General features: G+C 66.9%; 15 protein-coding genes. 6 read left to right on the plus strand and 9 right to left on the minus strand.

All coding sequences use genetic code 11. The annotated features are described in order from the left end of the window. Positions 1–15: 15 nt before the first annotated feature. On the plus strand, positions 16–858 hold the full coding sequence (locus IE096_RS05820; protein ID WP_189448993.1) for a putative RNA methyltransferase: 843 nt from the start codon (positions 16–18) through the stop codon (positions 856–858). A 48-nt stretch (positions 859–906) separates the two neighbouring features. On the opposite strand, the gene IE096_RS05825 is transcribed toward IE096_RS05820, so the two are convergent. Together IE096_RS05825 and IE096_RS05830 are read right to left on the minus strand one after the other, a co-directional pair. Next, positions 907–1710 carry a polyphosphate polymerase domain-containing protein gene (locus IE096_RS05825; RefSeq protein ID WP_189448996.1) on the minus strand — a complete coding sequence of 268 codons (804 nt, stop codon included), beginning with the start codon at positions 1708–1710 and terminating at the stop codon, positions 907–909. Positions 1711–1718: 8 nt separating this feature from the next. Continuing rightward, positions 1719–2351: a DUF4956 domain-containing protein gene (locus IE096_RS05830; RefSeq protein WP_189448997.1), complete on the minus strand. Its 633-nt coding sequence runs from the start codon at positions 2349–2351 to the stop codon at positions 1719–1721. A 599-nt stretch (positions 2352–2950) separates the two neighbouring features. Between IE096_RS05830 and IE096_RS05835 the strand changes: the two genes are divergently transcribed. Together IE096_RS05835 and IE096_RS31250 are read left to right on the plus strand one after the other, a co-directional pair. After that, on the plus strand, positions 2951–4822 hold the full coding sequence (locus tag IE096_RS05835) for a DUF2075 domain-containing protein (protein ID WP_189448999.1): 1872 nt from the start codon (positions 2951–2953) through the stop codon (positions 4820–4822). A 273-nt stretch (positions 4823–5095) separates the two neighbouring features. Beyond that, a complete protein-coding gene (locus IE096_RS31250) occupies positions 5096–5224 on the plus strand; it encodes a DUF6408 family protein (RefSeq protein WP_229819941.1) in 129 nt (42 codons plus the stop codon). A gap of 56 nt (positions 5225–5280) precedes the next feature. Here the strand turns inward: IE096_RS31250 and IE096_RS05840 are convergent, their stop codons facing one another. The 5 genes from IE096_RS05840 to IE096_RS05860 all read right to left on the minus strand — a co-directional run bounded on the left by IE096_RS05840 (position 5281) and on the right by IE096_RS05860 (position 11643). After that, positions 5281–7398: a DUF2075 domain-containing protein gene (locus tag IE096_RS05840; protein WP_189449663.1), complete on the minus strand. Its 2118-nt coding sequence runs from the start codon at positions 7396–7398 to the stop codon at positions 5281–5283. A 410-nt stretch (positions 7399–7808) separates the two neighbouring features. Next, the gene (locus IE096_RS05845; protein WP_229819942.1) at positions 7809–8942 is read right to left on the minus strand and encodes a tyrosine-type recombinase/integrase; all 1134 of its coding nucleotides are present in this window, start codon (positions 8940–8942) and stop codon (positions 7809–7811) included. Between the two features lie 42 nt (positions 8943–8984). Beyond that, positions 8985–9209, minus strand: coding sequence for a helix-turn-helix transcriptional regulator (locus IE096_RS05850; RefSeq protein ID WP_189449001.1), 225 nt, complete (start codon positions 9207–9209; stop codon positions 8985–8987). 679 nt (positions 9210–9888) lie between these two features. Further along, positions 9889–11382 carry a hypothetical protein gene (locus IE096_RS05855; RefSeq protein ID WP_189449003.1) on the minus strand — a complete coding sequence of 498 codons (1494 nt, stop codon included), beginning with the start codon at positions 11380–11382 and terminating at the stop codon, positions 9889–9891. Further along, complete coding sequence (locus IE096_RS05860) at positions 11383–11643, minus strand: hypothetical protein (protein WP_189449006.1); 261 nt, start codon at positions 11641–11643, stop codon at positions 11383–11385. It lies immediately after the preceding gene. A gap of 167 nt (positions 11644–11810) precedes the next feature. On the opposite strand from IE096_RS05860, the gene IE096_RS05865 reads away from it, so the two are divergent. Beyond that, the gene (locus IE096_RS05865; RefSeq protein ID WP_189449008.1) at positions 11811–12470 is read left to right on the plus strand and encodes an HAD family hydrolase; all 660 of its coding nucleotides are present in this window, start codon (positions 11811–11813) and stop codon (positions 12468–12470) included. Here IE096_RS05865 and IE096_RS05870 read toward each other — a convergent pair. After that, positions 12451–13725 (minus strand): NsdA family TPR-like regulatory protein, encoded by a 1275-nt coding sequence (locus IE096_RS05870; protein ID WP_189449010.1) that lies wholly within the window; start codon positions 13723–13725, stop codon positions 12451–12453. The two genes, IE096_RS05865 and IE096_RS05870, sit on opposite strands and share 20 nt — an antisense overlap. 575 nt (positions 13726–14300) lie before the next feature. On the opposite strand from IE096_RS05870, the gene IE096_RS31780 reads away from it, so the two are divergent. Further along, positions 14301–14846, plus strand: a complete 546-nt coding sequence (locus tag IE096_RS31780; RefSeq protein ID WP_268248280.1) for a helix-turn-helix domain-containing protein — start codon at positions 14301–14303, stop codon at positions 14844–14846. Between the two features lie 40 nt (positions 14847–14886). On the opposite strand, the gene IE096_RS31965 is transcribed toward IE096_RS31780, so the two are convergent. After that, entirely contained in the window at positions 14887–15429 is a 543-nt protein-coding gene (locus IE096_RS31965) for a helix-turn-helix domain-containing protein (RefSeq protein WP_308430318.1), read from the minus strand. A 1035-nt stretch (positions 15430–16464) separates the two neighbouring features. Here IE096_RS31965 and IE096_RS05885 point away from each other — a divergent pair. Then, the gene (locus tag IE096_RS05885; RefSeq protein WP_189449014.1) at positions 16465–17010 is read left to right on the plus strand and encodes a helix-turn-helix domain-containing protein; all 546 of its coding nucleotides are present in this window, start codon (positions 16465–16467) and stop codon (positions 17008–17010) included. The last annotated feature ends 103 nt before the right edge of the window (positions 17011–17113 follow it).

Raw genomic sequence — 17113 nt, forward strand, 5'->3', positions numbered from 1 at the left:
TACGATCGGTACGCGATGTTGAACCATATTGTGCGGTACCTGCACTGCCCCCACTGCACCGCTCCCCTGGCCACGAAGGACCGTGCGCTGGCCTGCTCGAACGGCCACTCCTTCGACGTGGCGAAGCAGGGCTATGTGAACCTCCTCCCGGGAGCGGTCAAGTACAGCGCCGACACCCGCGAGATGGTCGACGCCCGCGCGGAATTCCTGAACGCCGGCCACTACGCCCCCATCGCCGACGCGCTGGTCGCCCTGGCGCGCGACACGACCGACTCGTCGGCCGAGGGTTGCGTGCTCGACATCGGCGGCGGGACGGGCTACTACCAGTCCCACGTCATGGACTCCTTCCCCGAGGCGGAGGGCATCCTTCTCGACATCTCCAAGTTCGCCGCACGCCGAGCCGCCAAGGCGCACGCGCGCATCGGTGCCGTGGTGGCCGACGCCTGGCAGGCTCTTCCCCTGCAGGACGCCTCCGCCGCGCTCGTCGTCAACACCTTCGCCCCCCGCAATGGCCCGGAGCTCCGACGGATCCTCCACCCGCAGGGCACCCTGCTGGTCGTCACGCCCCGCCCCGACCACCTCCAGGAACTGATCGACGCCCTCGACCTGATGCGCGTGGACGAGCGCAAGGAACAGCGCCTCTCCGACCAGCTCGCCCCGCACTTCTCGACCACGGCGTCGCGCGCCCTGACGACGACCTTGACGCTCGACCACCGCGCCCTGACCCAACTGGTCGGCATGGGCCCGAACGCCTGGCACCGCGACGGCGAAGCCCTGGCGGCACGGGTCGCTACGCTCCCGGAGCCGTACGAGGTCACGCTGTCAGTGACGCTGACGGCGTACCGACCGCTGGGCTGAGAAGCCCGTACGACACGGACGCCATCACGGCCACTGCCACCCTCCACGTCACCCGCCCTCCCCGAACACCCGCCGGGCCGCCCGCCGCCAGCGGTTCGCCGGAAGGGCGGGGCGTAGGGCCGCCAAGGCTCCGCAGTACTTGGTGAAGACGGCGGGTCGCACCCCATGGGCGTGCAACAGCCGGTCGACGTCGCTGAGATGACCTGCGGACTTCGTCTCGACGAGGACGAGCGCGGCGTCCCCGCGTACGGCCCGTCCTGTGCGCGGGTCTCCACAGATCAGACCCGCGTCGCAGGTGACGCGCTCCCCGTCGCCCACCAGAGTCGTCCGTAGATAGTCCGTGGTGAGGGAAGGGCGCAGGGTCGTCGGCGCGGCGATGCCGTGCGCCCGCTGCAAGGTCTCGGCGAGATACACGCGGCAGTGGGGGTCGAGCGGGATCTCCGAGCCGGTGAGAGCGCGACGGTGCTTGACCGTGGCACCGCGCCTCCCCTTGAGCTTGATCTCGAACTGCCGCTCCCCCGAGTCCTCGTACACCCGCTCACGGATCTTGAAGCGGAGCCGACGGCCCTGGCGGTGGTCGTGGAAGGAGCGGAGCTCCGGGGTGTCGTAGTAGACGGAGTGATAACGGAAGGCTCGACGCCCGCCGATGGCCAGCACCCGGAAGGGGCCACCCGGCCACCGGGCATCCGTCAGCCGGCCGGCCATGCTCAGGAAGACCGGTGCGGGCACGAGATAGCTGCGGTCGAAACGGGTCAGCAATTGGGCCCGTTCGTTCACTTCGGTCAGGGAGATGGGTGCGGCGGCCCAAGCGACGCGCGCGACGGCGCGCGCGGCTGTCGTGGTGGCCGCCATGGTGGCGGTCATACCGGCTCGCAGACGGGTGCGACCCGGAGCCCGGCCAGGACGTCCGCGCCGAGGTGCGGGCCCTCGTCCAGGTCCGGCTCGCGGTACCGGACGTCGACGACCATCAGGTCGCGGACGTAGTCCACCTCCATGACGGTCCACCGCAGCGGCTCGCCCAATCGCCTGGCGAGATCGGCCCGGAGGGCGACGGGGTCACGGTGCACCCGGTCGAGCGTGACGACGGCGCGGCGCGAGCGGGCCAGCAGCCAGTGACTGTCCGCGACCCAGAGCACAAGGAGCAGCACCGCACTCAGCCCGGCCTTGACCGGCACCGTCACATCCGGCAGCCCGCAGACGAGGCCGAGGACGAGCGTGGTGAAGTAGTACGCGACGTCCTCCTGCTGCACCGCGTCCGAGCGCAGCCGCACGATCGACAACACCCCGAACAGCCCGAACCCGAGCGCCGCCGCTCCTCTGCCGCCCACCGCCGCCAAGGCCGCGACGACGGTGAACAGGCCGGTGTTGAGGGCCAGGTAGGCCGGTACGAGGTCACGTCGGCGATGGCGCGGATAGTAGATCGCGAAGGCCAGCAGACAGACGGCGGCGAGGTCCAGCACCAGGCCGGCGACGATGTGCCGTAGAGCGTCCATGATTCGCTCCCTCTCAGGTCGGAAGGGTCGGAAGGACCGGAAGGAGCACAGACGATAGGCCCACGCGGATCGAACGTGCTCCCCCCTGTGGAGAAACGTTCCTGTATGGAAGCCGGGCGAACAGTTGTGGCGCGCGATACAAGCCTGCCCTGACACTTCGGCGGCGGGGCGGGCGAACCGGGCGGTGAACGGACGAAGTTCTCGGCCGCGTTGCACAACGCTGGCGTCGGCAAGGGCGCTGCCAGGCCCGCGGATTCCAAGGGGTGCGTGCAGCCCTGGCGGAACCGGCGCGCGTCCATATCGGCTCTTCCGGCTGAGGTCTCGGCCGGTGGGCCGAGCGCACCGGTGTGATTCACTCGCTTGTGCGTCGCCCGTGACCGGGGAGCCCCGGCACGCATGTAGTGGACCTGCGTGGCTCCGACATCGGGCCTGACCCGGCGTGCGCGACGGCATTACCAGTAGGGGGCCCGATCCACCTCCTGTTTTAGAATGGCAAGAACCATCTCAGCGGCCCGACGGGCTTCCGCTCCGCTTCCCGCGGAACCACAGGACATGCCCCCACCCGCACGAGCTACTTCGTGCTGCCTGGGGGCATTTTCTTGCTGTTCCGTGAGTCCGCGGCATCGTTGGCCAACCGCACCCACCTCGAGGGACGGCTGGCGGAACTCCTGGCCGAGAACTTCCTGCACAAGCACCGCCACCGGCCCCAGCCGTCGGAGGTGCGCTCCTGGGAGCGGAGCATCCCCGCGCTGACCAACGCGCTCGTGGAAGCCGGGCTCGGCGAGGTGGAAGTGCTTGTGGAGTACGGACTGCCACTCACCAGCAAGCGCGCGGACGTGATATTGGCCGGCGTGCATCCGGCCACCGGCGAGCCGTCGTACGTGGTGGTCGAGCTCAAACAATGGAGCGAGGCATATCCGGAGGATGACGACCCGCTGCGGTGCCACGTTCCGTCCTATCCGGAGCCGGTCCTCAACCCGATCGAGCAGGTACGCGGCTACTGCGACTACCTGGTCTCGTTCAACGGGGCGCTGGAGCAGGTCCCGGAGTCGGTCGCCGGCGTGGCCTACCTGCACAATGCGACCGAGTTCGGGGTGGCTGGACTGCGCGCCGTCGCGGAGGACGATCGGGGCCGGATGTTCACCGGTGACCAGCGCGGCGCCTTCCTGAGCTACCTGCGTTCCCGGCTGGCTGCGAAGCCCGGCGCCGAGGCAGCCGACGCGCTGCTGCAGGGCAAGATCCGGCCCTCGAAGCAGTTGATGACCGTCGCGGCCGAGGAGGTCCGCAACCGGGAGCAGTTCGTCCTGCTGGACGAGCAGCGTCTCGCCTACGAGACGGTGATGTCGGCAGTCCGGCGGGCCCGGCGGGCCAACCACAAGCAGGTCGTCGTGGTCGCCGGGGGGCCGGGCTCCGGCAAGAGCGTGATCGCCCTGTCCTTGCTCGGCGATCTCTACCGGCGTGGGGTCCCCGCCCTGCACGCCACCGGTTCGCAGTCGTTCACACAGACGATGCGCAAGGTCGCGGGCGCCCGGAAGCCAGAGGTGCAGAAACTCTTCCGTTATTTCAACAGCTTCATGGAGGCCGAGCCCAACGATCTCGACGTGCTCATCTGCGACGAGGCCCACCGTCTCCGCAAGACCTCCGCCAACCGGTACACCAGAGCTGCGCTGCGGACCGGTCGCGCGCAGGTGACGGAGCTGATGGACGCCGCCCGTGTGCCGGTGTTCCTGCTGGACCAGCACCAGGTGGTGCGCCCCGGCGAGATGGGCACAGTGGAGCAGATCCAGGAGGCCGCCGCCGAACAGGGGCTGGAGTGCACGGTGGTCGAGCTGGACAGCCAGTTCCGGTGCGGCGGCAGTGACGCCTACCTGAGCTGGGTGACGAGCCTGCTCGGCTTGGAGGGCGGTAGGCCTGCCGCGTGGGAACCGGACGGCAAGGTGCAACTGCTGACCGCCGAGACTCCACATGAGCTGGAGGACTTCCTCGCCTCACGACGGGCCCAGAGCTACGGCGCCCGGATGTCCGCCGGCTACTGCTGGAAATGGACGACAAAGGTCACTCCGAGCATGTCTGCTTTGCCCACCGACGTGGTCATCGGCGATTGGGCGAGGCCTTGGAACCTCTACGGCGACCGCGCCCTCCTCGGCGCGCCGCCCGCGCCGCTCTGGGCCACCGATCCTGCCGGGTTCGGGCAAGTCGGCTGTGTCTACACCGCGCAGGGCTTCGAGTACGACTGGTCGGGTGTGATCATGGGTCCGGACCTGGTCTGGCGGACCGACCGCTGGGTGGTCGACCGCAGTGCGTCGAAGGACCCCGCCTTCACCAAGGCGACGCCGGACGAGGACGTCGACCGCCTCGTCCGCAATACCTACAAGGTGCTGCTCACTCGGGGCATGATCGGAACGATCATCTACTCGACGGACGCGGAGACCCGCGAGAAGCTCCGTTCTCTGATCCCTCCGGCTCTTTAGGAACGCCGACAGCCTTCGACGTCCTGCGGACAGCTATGAGATCGCTGCATTGAGCCGTCGCCTTCGAAAACCACAACACGCGGGCCCAGCTCAGGAGATAGGATCACTGTGCTGCGCACCTTCCCGGAGGGTACTGGTTGCGGCTCAGGTGCTTGCTCCCATGAGCCGTGGTTGAAGAGTGGTTGTGCCCGTCATGTGGTCACACATGACGTGAGCGTGGATGCCCGGTAGGGCGTCCCCCTACCATTCCGATCTCACTGCTCTGGAGTGGTCATGGCCTCGGTCGAGTACAAGCCTGCGCGTCGTGAACGGATCCGCGAGGTCCTGAACGAGATCGCTGTCGGAGTCGTCTCCAATCTTTTGGTGACGACCTTGACGTCGATTGCGAGCCTGCTCTTCTGACGCAGGCAGGTGGCGGGCCCGGTGAGCCCGCCACTCCACTCCGACAGCAACCCCCGTCAGAACAGCCGCAGATCAGGCCTCTTCGAGCCGGTTGCCTTCCGGCCTCTGCGGCCACGCCCCCCTCTGCCGGGCCGGGGCAGATGCGGCTTGCGCGCCTCCGCCGGCAAGTTCTCCCAGGTGGGACGCAATCCGTGGATCTCGAGCTCGCCGACGAGCTCCTTGAGGTAGGCCCGGGTCTCCTCATCCGTGGAGTAGAGCACCGTCGCACGGCTGGCCCGGGTCATCAGCACGTGATACGCCTGGCGGACAAGCCTGGCGAATTCCTCGTCATCGACGCTGCTCGCCTTCACCTTCGGGTCGAACGAGCCGGGTTGAGCAACGCTCTTGATACCCGTCTCCGGATCCTTGCGCTCCTTGCCCCGGCGGAAGACCCACTGGCCGTCGCGACGCACCATGTCCTCGCCCATGATCACACCGCACCAGTCCCATTCGAGGCCCTGCGCTGTGTACACGCAGCCGATCTGCCCGAGCCCGTTCTCGTGCACGGACCAGATCCTCGACGGGGGAACTCCGTCTTCGCAGTAACTGTCGCTGTCGGCATTCCACGGCCGGTGCCAGTCGCCGATACGAACATCCGCCTCCAGCCGTCTCTCCGCGCCGATCGGCTTCGTCCAAGGCCAGCAGTAGCCCGCGACCATGCGCGCGGAAGCACCGGCCAGTGCTTCCGTGCGGATGATCCGTTCGAGTTCCTCGGGGGTGTCCACTACCTCGATGTGCATCAGTCCATCCGGTGTCCACCGTTCGGGCGCTTCGTCGGTCGCACCGAGCATCGCGCGTACCCAGCGGACGTAGGCGTCGCTGCCCCCGCACCGGAACTGCTCACGGAGTCCGTATCGGACGAGTCGGGCGTCGTGCCGCGCGGCGGCCTCCTCGATCAGACCGACAGTGCCGACCTCGTTCGGTCGCACGGACTGGCCTTCGTCCAGGAAGAACACCGTCAGACGGGACGCTGCGAGAAGCTCGTCCACCTGAGGACCGGTCCCCTGCTCCTCGGGTTTCCAGAAGCGGTTGGTCGAGCGGTCGCGGAGACGGTGCGCCTCGTCGCAGATCAGCACGTCCAGAGGTGGATCCGGCGGGGTGACGAAGTTACTGAAGTAGGTGAACGTCTCCTTGAACTCCCGGTCTCCATAGCCGACGTGCTCTTGGAGTGCACCGTTGAAGGCCCTGCTGCCGCTGGCGTAGTTGACCGTGCGGCCTTGGGCCTCCAGCTCCGCCTTGATCTGCAGGCCGATCGCGCTCTTCCCGGTTCCGGCGCCTCCGGTCACCAGGAAGATCACACGTCGCTCGTCCGGGATCAAGGTGGGGTATCGGGGATCCGGGAGGGCTTTGGAAGCCGTCTCCATTACTTGGTCGGCGACATCCTTCTGCCGCCCGCGCAGAGTGAAAACGGTGTCGGTTCCGCGGGACCGGATCATGGCGTCGAGCAGGGGGGTATTGCGCAAGCCCATGCTCCGCAGCATCGTCTCGGCCACAGAGGCGGCACCGTCCCCGGCGAAATGAGCCCGGAGGTCGGACAGTAGCTGTGTGCGTCGGTCTCCCGTGTACACACGGGCGTAGGAACCTGTAGGCGCGTCCACTTCCAGCAGGGGACGCACCGAGTCGTCCGTAGCGTTGTGCAGATAGGCAAAGCCGCCGCAAGCGAAGTCAAGTCCCTGGAACGGGCCTCTGGCACTCGTGAACGCCTGGTAGTACTCGCGCAATTGCAGAGCCGGGTGTTTCTTGCTGTCTTTCATACCCGGTACATGCACCAGGTCAGCCGTAGCCTGCTCCACCCTGGTCACGGTCGACCAGCGCTTCAGCTCGACCAGTTGCACGGACGGCCCGTTCTCCTCCGGGTGACGGCCCACCAGAACGACATCGATGAGCCGGGGATCACCCGGGCGGTCCGACTCGTCGACCGTGGCGGCGCACTCGACGATCATCTCTACGTTCCCGCGTCCTGCGGCGACCAAGTCGTTCGCAAGACTCACCAGGCTCTCCGCCCACGCGGCCCGCTCCGTCTCCGAGGCGTCGGCGCCCCGGAAGTGCCGCCAGCGAGCCGCGAGATGCGGCACCATGCGACGACGCGAATTCAGAGTGAGCAGATCCTGCGCCGACAGCTTCAGCAGGAGCATGGACACGAGGTGGTTCCCCCAGGGCACGAGTGACTCGTGCGGGTGGGGGCATGTCCTCGTCAGGAAGCCCGTCGGGCCGCGATTGGTTCCGGTGATCTTAACCCGCTGAAAAGCGACACTGCGGCTGCTGATCAAAGCCGCAGGCACTATGGCCGGATCGCGTTGTCCGTGTCGTGGGCGCGGGCTCAGATACCGGCGGCGACTCCCCTTGGACACCCACGCTTCATCGGCGTCCCCATGCGTAGCACCGCCTTGCTTCCGCGCGGGTTTTCGCGCGGAAGCAGGGCCTCGGCATACTCTCAGCCGTCCGTCTTCACCGGCTTCAGGATCGCCACGCACTCCACGTGGTGCGTCATCGGGAAGACGTCGAGGCGGCGCAGTCTCGGATAAACCGCAGGTCAGAGGCGCTTTTAGGTTGCCAGGGCGAGGCCATCAGGACCCTGGAGCGTCAATTGAGCGTCAAGGCGCTGCCACGCTCCGAGTACCGCCTGATGAGCGTCAGGCTGGAGGTGCGCGTACCGCTGCGTGGTCTGGTAGCTCTCGTGACCGAGCAGGTGCTGCACCTCGTACAGCGACACCCCATTCTGCACGAGCCACGAGGCAGTGGTGTGGCGGGTGGCATGAGGCGGGTACTCCGGCACGAGTACGTGCATGTTGGTCGTCGGATCCAGGTAGGTCGCGGCGCGAACAGCCGGCCACCAGGTCTGCCGACGCCAGTTCCCGTCGTCGAGGAGCCTCCCAGCCCGCCCCTTGGTGACCGTGGTGAACACCACGCCGTCCCGGTCCCGCCCGTGCATGTGGCGCTCGAGCGCTTCCAGAACATGCGGCGGGATGGGCACCTCCCGTCGGCTCCTCGAGCTCTTGGGGTACTCCTTGATCCCCGACTTCGTGTTGACCTCGACGACGAAGAGACGTGAGCGCTGCCAGTCGATCCGGTGTCCGTGGAGCCCAGACAGCTCGCCCCAGCGCAAGCCGGTGTAGAAGCCGAGCAGGACCATGGTCCGCCAGGGATCGACGAGCTGGTCGAGGATGGCCTGCGCCTGCCCGAGGGTGAACCACTGCGGGGGCTTCTCCGCGATGGTCGGCAGATCGATACGCCGGCAGGGCGATACAGCGATCAGGTCCTCGTCGACTGCGGCGCGCATGATCGACTTGGTGAGGTTGTACGCACGGTGAATCGCCGAGACGCCCTTGTCGTCCTTCACCAACTTGCTGATCCATGCCTGCATGTCCATGCGGGCTATGCCCTGTATCTCCCAGTCCGCCCAGTACGGCATGACGTGGGTCTTGATGCTCGAAGCGTCTCCCCGGCGAGTGTGAGGTTCGACGACTCGGGCCTCCCACCATCGGTCGTGCCAGTCCCTGAACTTGATCTCGCCAGCACGCGGGTCACGCAAGACACCGCGAGCAAATTTCATCTCGAGGTCGGCTGCCCAAGCCTTGGCTTGCGTCTTAAGAGGAAAGGATTCTGTGAACCGGTCACCACCCGGATTGCGGACGGTGGCCTGCCATTTTCCAGACTTCAGCTTGCGGATGTACGGCATAACTCTTTCAAAGGGGAACGAGGGACTATCAAGTGTGATGTCTCAGCGATAGACGGCCGGTACTGCGCGCTGCTTAGGAGGAGCAACCGCTCGCCGCTCAATAAGCGCTTCTACGTCGGCGCTCGGGATCCGTACTCGAGACCGCTCGCCACCGGTTCTGAGATCGACGATGGACAGCTCACCCGCGGCGATGAACCGGTAGATCGTGCGGCGACTAACGTCGAGACGCTCCGCCACTGTCAGCACGGATAGAAGGCGATCGCTCACTGCTTACTCTCCTCAATACTTGCGCATCGCTGCCGCCGCAAAGATTGAGATCGAGACGTCCGGAGGATTGACAGGTCAGCCCACGAACCGTCCCACCGCAGCTCTCACAGATCGGGCAGCTCTATGTCCGCACCGAATCCACCGCCAAGCAGACTGCGCGAACAACATCGAGTGTCCGCAGGAAGGCCAGTTTGGGTAACCGGCGATCTTCCGCTATAAACAGGCTCCCCCATCAGGGAGGCACGCCGGCTCTGCTCTCGAGAGCACTTGGGCGATGGGTATTTTGGGCTGGCCGTTCGGGGCATGAATGCGGATCCATCCGGTGCTGGAATTTACGGAGGTCCGTACGTTGACATGGTTTGCAGGCGTTGTTCCAGTCCCAAACACGCTGTTGCGATCTGCCATGGGCGAAACTGCCTGCGTGACGCTCTGCAACGTCATCACGGCCGAAGCAGCACCATTTCGGGCTGCGACTTCACGAGTCATTCACATCGTCGCCCGGCTAGTTTGCTACTCCAACGAGCTGGAGATGAACAACGACGAGTCGGTGTGGAGCTGCTGGTCGATGGCGACGCAGAAGTCGCCGCAGCAGAGCTCCGGCAGCACATCGATGCAGCAAAGCAGCTGCGCGGACTTGAAGCCCTCAAGCGCCTCTGGCGCACTCGCCAGCATCCCTGAATCAGGAGGCTTCTTCGATCCTCCGGACCGCGTTCCGAGCGAGGAGGGCGAAGTCGCTGTCGCCGTCGTCGGCACGCAGACGGAGCGCGGGCAGCGCAGGCCGGGCCGCGACCCCCATGGAGCCGAGATGGTCCTGCACGAGCAGGCGGGCGTGGCGAACCTGCTCAACCAGGACGGTCAGCGCGCCGTCCGCTTCGCCGGTGATCTTCCACAGTGCGTGGGCTGCGGCAGCCCGCAGCGAGCCGGGCTCCGCCGTACTGTCCCGTAGCCGGCGCAGGGTGGCGACGGCGGGCTGGGCCGCGTCCGGCAGTGCGCCGATCCACTCGCAGGCGTTGATGTCGTAGCGCGGATCGTCGGGGTGCGGGGTGTGGCCGGGTTCGCGTCGCCGTATCAGGGGGTCCAGCACCCTGCGTACGACGTCGTGGTCCTTTGCGTAGAAGAGCCCCATGGTGTGGCGCATGCGCGCGAGCCTGTCCTCCAGGCTCTGCTCGTCGACTACCCGGGCGCGCCAGTCGCGCAGGAACGCGGCGGCCTCGCGAGCCGCGGCGTGATCGTCGGGCTCGGGGTTTCCGATGGCGTCGGTACGGGTGTTCAGCCGCTCCAGCGCGGTGGCGACCGGAATGGCGATCCGGTCTCCGGCCGCGTGCCAGCGGCGGGCCTGGGTCAGCAACGCGGTGACCTCGGCGGCCGGAATGTCTTCATCCGCGATCCGCGCCCCGATGGCGGGCCACAACTGGTCGGCGAAGTTGCCCGCGTATTGCAGCACACCGCAGTCGAGGGTGCCCTGCCGGATCCTCTCCCGGAGGTGCGGCAGGCACCGGGGGTCCTTGCGCCGCAGCAGCGCAGGGCCCGGGCGGAAGGCCGGGGTCGTCCAGGACTCCCAGCAGGGCGTCGGCGTAGCCGTCGTGGGCGAAGAGATGGCGGTGCGCACGGCTGCCCGCCGCACCTCGGCGTCGGTGTGCCCGAGGAGGTCCGCGACGGCGGCCGCGTGCTCCCTGTAGCGACTGCCCTGTTTGAACAGCCGGTCCGCCGCCTCGATCAGCACCGGTGCGGCCGAGGGGTCAAGCCGCCCGTCCCCCGTCCCCCAGCCCCCCCAGCATGCGCGCCAGCCAGCGGCTCCGCACGTCAGGGGTGCGCCAAAGCCAGCCGTCGGCAGCGGTTCGCCGTTCCACCGCGGGTCGCCCCAGGCCAGCTCCGCCAGGGCCGCACCGGCCTGTTCGTCGGCGCACAGGGTGAGCGCTTCGACCACCTCGTCGTCGGTGACCGGGACCGGCGCCAGGGCCAGGCCGAGGGCGGCTCCCAGCGCCTCGGCCGGGTCTCCCTCCCGCATACGGCGCCGCAGGTGATCACTCACCCGAGGGTCGCCGGCGTACCGGCCCGAAGCCAGCAGCAGCCCGAGCCGGACCGGCGCGTCCGGGTCGCTCCGGCTGTGGTGGAGCAGCCGGCACCACATCATCGGCAGCGCATCCACGTAGGCCAGCACCACGGGCACCATTCAGCGCACCGTCAGGTCCGGGTGGGAGAGCCGTTCCAGCAGTGCGAACAGGCCCATGCCGAGCACGTTGGACAGCCGCTGCGCCCACTCGCCGCACAGGTCGAAGCCCTCCGCCTCGTCGGGCACCCCCAGGTCGTCCTCCAGCGCCTTGAGTGCGGCACTGCTGCGGTCCCCCGGAGCATCGAGTTCGACGTCGAAGTCCCGGGCGACCACCGACTGCCAGTCGAACCCGGCACTCTCCCGATCGATTTCCCCCCCCATGGGCGCACCTTAGTCAAGGCGCGTGGCCCGGACATCACCCGCTGCTCAGGTTGAGCGAGACGAGACAATCTGAACCACCCCAGGTCAGCGCACTGGGATGGCCCACTTCTAGAGAGACGGGATACCACAGCCTGTGGCGATCCGAGCGGTGCTCTACGCTGCGGTGCATGATTCGCGCTGTTGTGTTCGACGTCGGTGAGTGCCTCGTTGACGAGACCCGGGAGTACGGGACCTGGGCGGACTGGCTCGAGGTGCCTCGCCATACATTCGCTGCCATGTTCGGTGCCGTAATCGCACAGGGGCGGGACTATCGCGAGACCTTCCAGGTGTTCCAGCCGGGCTTCGATCTGACTGAGGAGCGGGAGAAGCGGGCCGCCGCCGGGAAGCCCGAGTGGTTCGGTGAAGGGGACCTCTACCCCGATGTGCGGCCGGCACTCTCGGCTCTTCGCGAGGCCGGACTCTGGGTGGGTATCGCGGGCAACCAGACGGTCAGGGCCGGGGGGCTGCTGCGGGGCCTGGATCTGCCCGCGGACCTGATCGCCACCAGCGATGACTGGGGGGCCTCCAAGCCGGACGTGAAGTTCTTCGAGCACGTCATTGAAGCGACGCCCGCGGAGCCCGAGGAGATCTTGTACGTCGGCGACCGCTTGGACAACGACATCCGGCCCGCGGTCGCGGCGGGCCTCCGCGCGGCTTTGATCCGACGCGGACCGTGGGGCACGATCCAGCAGCACGACCCGGACGCCGACCGCATCACCACTATGCGGATCGACTCTCTGTCCGAACTGCCCGAAAAAATTGCTAAGTTCAACGCTGGAGTGCGTTGACCGTCGTACCCCAGTCATAGAGGCGGTCGTCGAGGTCACGAACGCACTGCTCGTTCTGCCAGGGTGCGAGCGAGCGGCGCACATCCCGTACGCGATCCATGCCGGTCGCGTACGGGGTGATCGCCAGCTGGTCGAGAGCTCGCAACGCGTAGTGACATGCCTGTTGCGGATTTCCGTCGGCAGCTTCGACTGCGGCGAGGTCGCCGAGGACGACCGACCGCTGCTTGTCCGACTCCGGGGGCAGGCCGTCCAGGACGTGAAGCAGAGTGGTCCGGGCTTGGGGGATGTGTCCGGCCTTGAGCTGCGTGTTGCCCTTGAAGGCGGCCAGGCGCACCGCGCTGAACCAGTCCATCCATTCGGGCGTCGCGTGCTCCGAGCCGGCGGCGAGGGCGTCTTCGGCGTGGATGATCAGATTGAGGGCCGCGCGGGTGTCCCCGCATCGGGTTTCGCATTCTGCCTCGACCGCGTCCAGCCATGCCCAGAACTCAGCGGAAGCGGTTCCGCGTCGGGCATAGGTCCGTGCGGCCGCCATCCGCTCGACGGCTCCGTTGCGGTTTCCCGCCCAGCCCGGGATGAAGGCCGTGTGCGCGAGAATGGCTGAGCCAAGCAGTGAGTCGTCCGCCTCCCCCGCGGATTGCAGGGCACGAAGGAGCGTTTCGCTCGCCCGTTCCGGCTGTTGAATATCAAAGAACTCGATGCGTCCTGCCAGGAGGTAGGACTCGGCGAGCGCGGCGGCAAGTATACGGCGCCCCGGATCCGCTGTTTCGGGCAGAAGTGAGCAGCCAAGCCTCGTGTGTTCCAGTATCGCCGGGTGAAGCGTCGCCGGTGCGACCGACCAGTACATGCGGCGGTGAGAGCGCGTTACCGCCTCAAAGTCCCTGCCGATGCTGGCAGGTTGCGACACGAGCGGGACCTGTGAGGGGACGGTGGCGAGCCTGGTGCCGACTCTCGACTTAGCGGTGGCCGTCTGGCCAGCAGGCGCCACCGAGGTGCTTTCGGCTCCCCACGGCGGGGTGAAGCCGAGTTCTTCCATGCTCTGGCCCAAGAGATGAGTCAGAACCCGTCGGATGTCGGGGTGCGGCCAGGGCGGTGTACGCGACTCCCAACGCCGTACCTGCCGGACGCCGACGGTGAGGCCACGTATCCCAAGGCGCGATGCGGTCCTGGTGATGACGTCGGCGAGAGCCTGTTGCGAGTTGTACCCGGCAGCGACACGAGCTGCTTTGAGTCGGGTGTTACCTGCAGGGCGGGACACGGGTACCTCCGGGCTTGGCGCTTGCCTGAGAGTTCCACTGTAAGTCCCTGATCAGGCAACAAATAGCCCCTACAGGAGCAATAGGGACCTATATAAGTCCTCTTGACGTCCTCTTAAAGTCCTCGAAACGGCCCTCCCTGACGTCCACCATGGCATGGCACCACTGATCACTCAGTGGCGCCGCATCTGCTGACGCCCGCGCACCTCAACTCGCACCCCGGGAAATCGGAGTTTGGCATGTCTCGCACGACCACGACGTTCGGTAACAGCCACCTCGTCATCGAGCCAGGCGTTGCCGGACCCGGAACGCCGCTGCGCGGCTCGCCCACCGGCTGCACGCGGAGACCGGCGACCACGCCGAAGCACATCGGTCAGGACCACGGGCGGCAGCGCCGCTACGTCCGTTCCCGCTGCCGAGCCCACCAACGCAAAGGTGATCAGCTTTGCTGCAGGTATTGAACAGCTTCGGCAACCTAAGTACTACCGGCACGGCCTGCATCCCGATGCCATGACCCCAGCACTGCCGAGCCAGGGCACCTCCTGGCTCTGCCCGTGATCGCTTCACGAAGGAGTGGATGACCGTGCGGACGCTACCAGCCACCAAGGCGTTTCCGGTGGAAGAAGGAGTGCGACTCTGCGGTCGATGCGAGGGCCGCTTGAGCAGGTACAACCGGGAGAACTACTGCAACCGATGCCTCCGCCACCTGTACGAAGCGGAGCTTGCCCCACCTTTCGTTCCCCCGCACGTCTGGCAGTTATCGGACGTGCAACGCTCCCTCATAGACCGGAACTTCGGGTGTCTCTGCCTGCTCATTCGCAAGCATGGCGAACTCCGACAGGAAGACGTGGCCGCACTGACCGGGCTGAGCCAGGCGTTCCTATCGATGCTCGAGGCAGGCGTGCGCCGACTCACGAACATCGACAAGATCGTCCAGCTACTTGACGGACTGCAGGCGCCGATGGAGCTTACCGGCCCCATGCTTCGCTCGCCGGCAGCGGACGAGGCCGCGCATCAAAACGCACACAACAGGCCGACGAGGTCGCGACCCATGGCAACGGTGCACGCGACGAGGCTGTCACCAGGCTTCTACACTCCCGATCACGGCGCGGAACCCTGTTGAGCTAGTGATCTTCGACTGTGACGGCGCGAAGGGCAGGAGGCTATCGCGTCCCCGACCCCGACGTAGATCCGTCAGGACCACCACAAGGCGACGTGGATTCTTCTGAGGCGCGCAACATCGGACCTGTAAGCTCCATCGGCGCCTCAAGGCCATCGAGCAGTCTGACGATCTTGTCGATGTTCGTAAGCTTCCGCACACCCGCTTCAAGCATCGATAAGAAGGGCTGACTGAGGCCGGTCAGCCTGGCCATGTCCTCCTGCCGGAGCGACCCAAGCCGTCGAATCAAGAGGCACAAGGTCCCGAAGTCTCGCTCGGTAAGGGCCTGCTGCACCTCTTCGGCCTCCCATACGCGCTGAGGCACCGAGAACATCCTTGCGCTTTCGCCCCCTTCTCGACGGCTGCATGCACTGCAGCGACGGCCGCTGTTGTACCTGCTCAGTCGACATCCACACCCTTCGCAACGGCGCACTTCCCCTGGAACCGCAAGCGCTTCAGCGGTACGTAGCGTCAACACGGACATCTGCTCCTTGGTGAACCGAAGCCGACCGGAGAGCCGGCGGGGCCCGACCCCGAGATAGATCATGAGATCTCCGGGCTCGAGCGGTGTGGCAGGGCTTGAACATGAAACCGTGACGTCGGCGGCCGAGGTATCACTGCCGGCTACCAAAGCTCCTCACTCCGTGGCGACACGGTTTTTCAACATGTGCTTGCACACGCGCCCGCGAGGGGCATCCCTTCGTTCACATCGGTGCGACGCTGCCGGCTGGCGCAGAGCCATAGGGTCCGTGGGACCAGACGGGTACGCCCCACAGCCCTGTGAGATCGGTCCAGTTGAGTGCCGCTGAGGCCGATGGATGCCACCATGCCGCGCTCGCGGATCCGGCCGCAGTGGATGTCAAGGCCGCGCGTCAGCGACCGGGACGCTTCGACCTCGGCCCCAGGCGACCACAACGGACCTGCGAGCTTCGGTTAGCACCTTCGCGTGCCTGGAAGCATTGGACTCCCACGTCCAGGATCAGTCGGCAGCACTTCGTGCAGCTGTCGCCAGACACACCGGCCTCGCTTCAGGGACGCCGCTGCCGCCAGCAGGTCATACCCGACCCGGCGCCGTGGACAAGCGATCCCGCTACGTACCGGTGCACAGCGCGAGCCAGATCCCCCACTGCAGCTGGCGGTCCTGCACTGGGGGCGGCCATGGGTGCGACACCGCCGCCCCCTCACCGATAGCAGCGACTCAACCCACCCCCTACAGCTCGACCGCCGGGCTCGCCAGCGGACTGTCGGTGCTTTCACCCATCGACACCGTCAGGGGGGTCGGCTGTGGCGTCCCGGCCTCGCCCTCTCCCCTGCGGAGGACGAGAATCCGGGAATCGGGTGGCTGCCGGCCTTGGGCATGGCACACCTCTTCCCACGGGCGTGAAGGCCGCACCCGCGAGTGAGTGCCGCCCTCAGGAGCCCGATCCTCTGCAGTTCCCTCACCCGTGTCAATCGATTGGAGAACGTTCCCCTAAAGGTGCAGCTCAGCGAAACGGAGGATCGCCGCTGGGGTTCAACTATCGTGTATCTACGTTCCGTTGGGGGGTGTTCGACCGTGCGACGCCTGGCCTAGGATGCGCCCATGTCCACTCCAAATCGGCACGCGTCGGCCCCGTCGCCCCCGCCTGGGGAGCGGGACGCGGCACTGTTCGCCCAGCGGTTCAGGCGCCTGATCGACGTGGTGTATCCCGCCTCGTTGGGGCGGCCCTATACGGACACCGAGATCGCGAGGCAGACGGGTCTGTCCAACCAGTACGTCGGGAAGCTCCGCAAGGGGCAGTCCGTGCCGAGCCTGGCCAATGCCGGGCGTCTGGCCAAGCTGTTCGGTGTGTCGACGGACTACTTCCTCAACGCCTCGGACCATCCCACCGTGCGGTCCGTCGAACGCAACCTGCGGATGATCGAGGACCACCGCGCCGGCAGGGCGCAGCGGGTCGAGCACCGGGCCGCCGGACGCGAGGCGGGAGGCGAAGACGCTGTCGACCTGCTCGATGACGACGAAGTGCGGCAGATCGCCGAGGGGGCTGCGGAACTTCCGCCGGCCATGAGGGGCCCGGTGCGCGCTGTTATCGACCAGCTTCGCAAGGCCCTCGGATTAGGAGCTGACAGCGGTCCTGGGCGCACATGAGCGAGGGACCGATCAATACTCCGGCCATTGTTGTCCTGCTGGCAGTTGGCGGAGCGGGGAGGACGCGGTGAGGGCGGTCGGTCCGGCGGCCCTGGGCGCGCCG

The organism is Streptomyces abikoensis, from assembly GCF_014648775.1.
In the GTDB taxonomy this organism is placed as follows: domain Bacteria; phylum Actinomycetota; class Actinomycetes; order Streptomycetales; family Streptomycetaceae; genus Streptomyces; species Streptomyces abikoensis.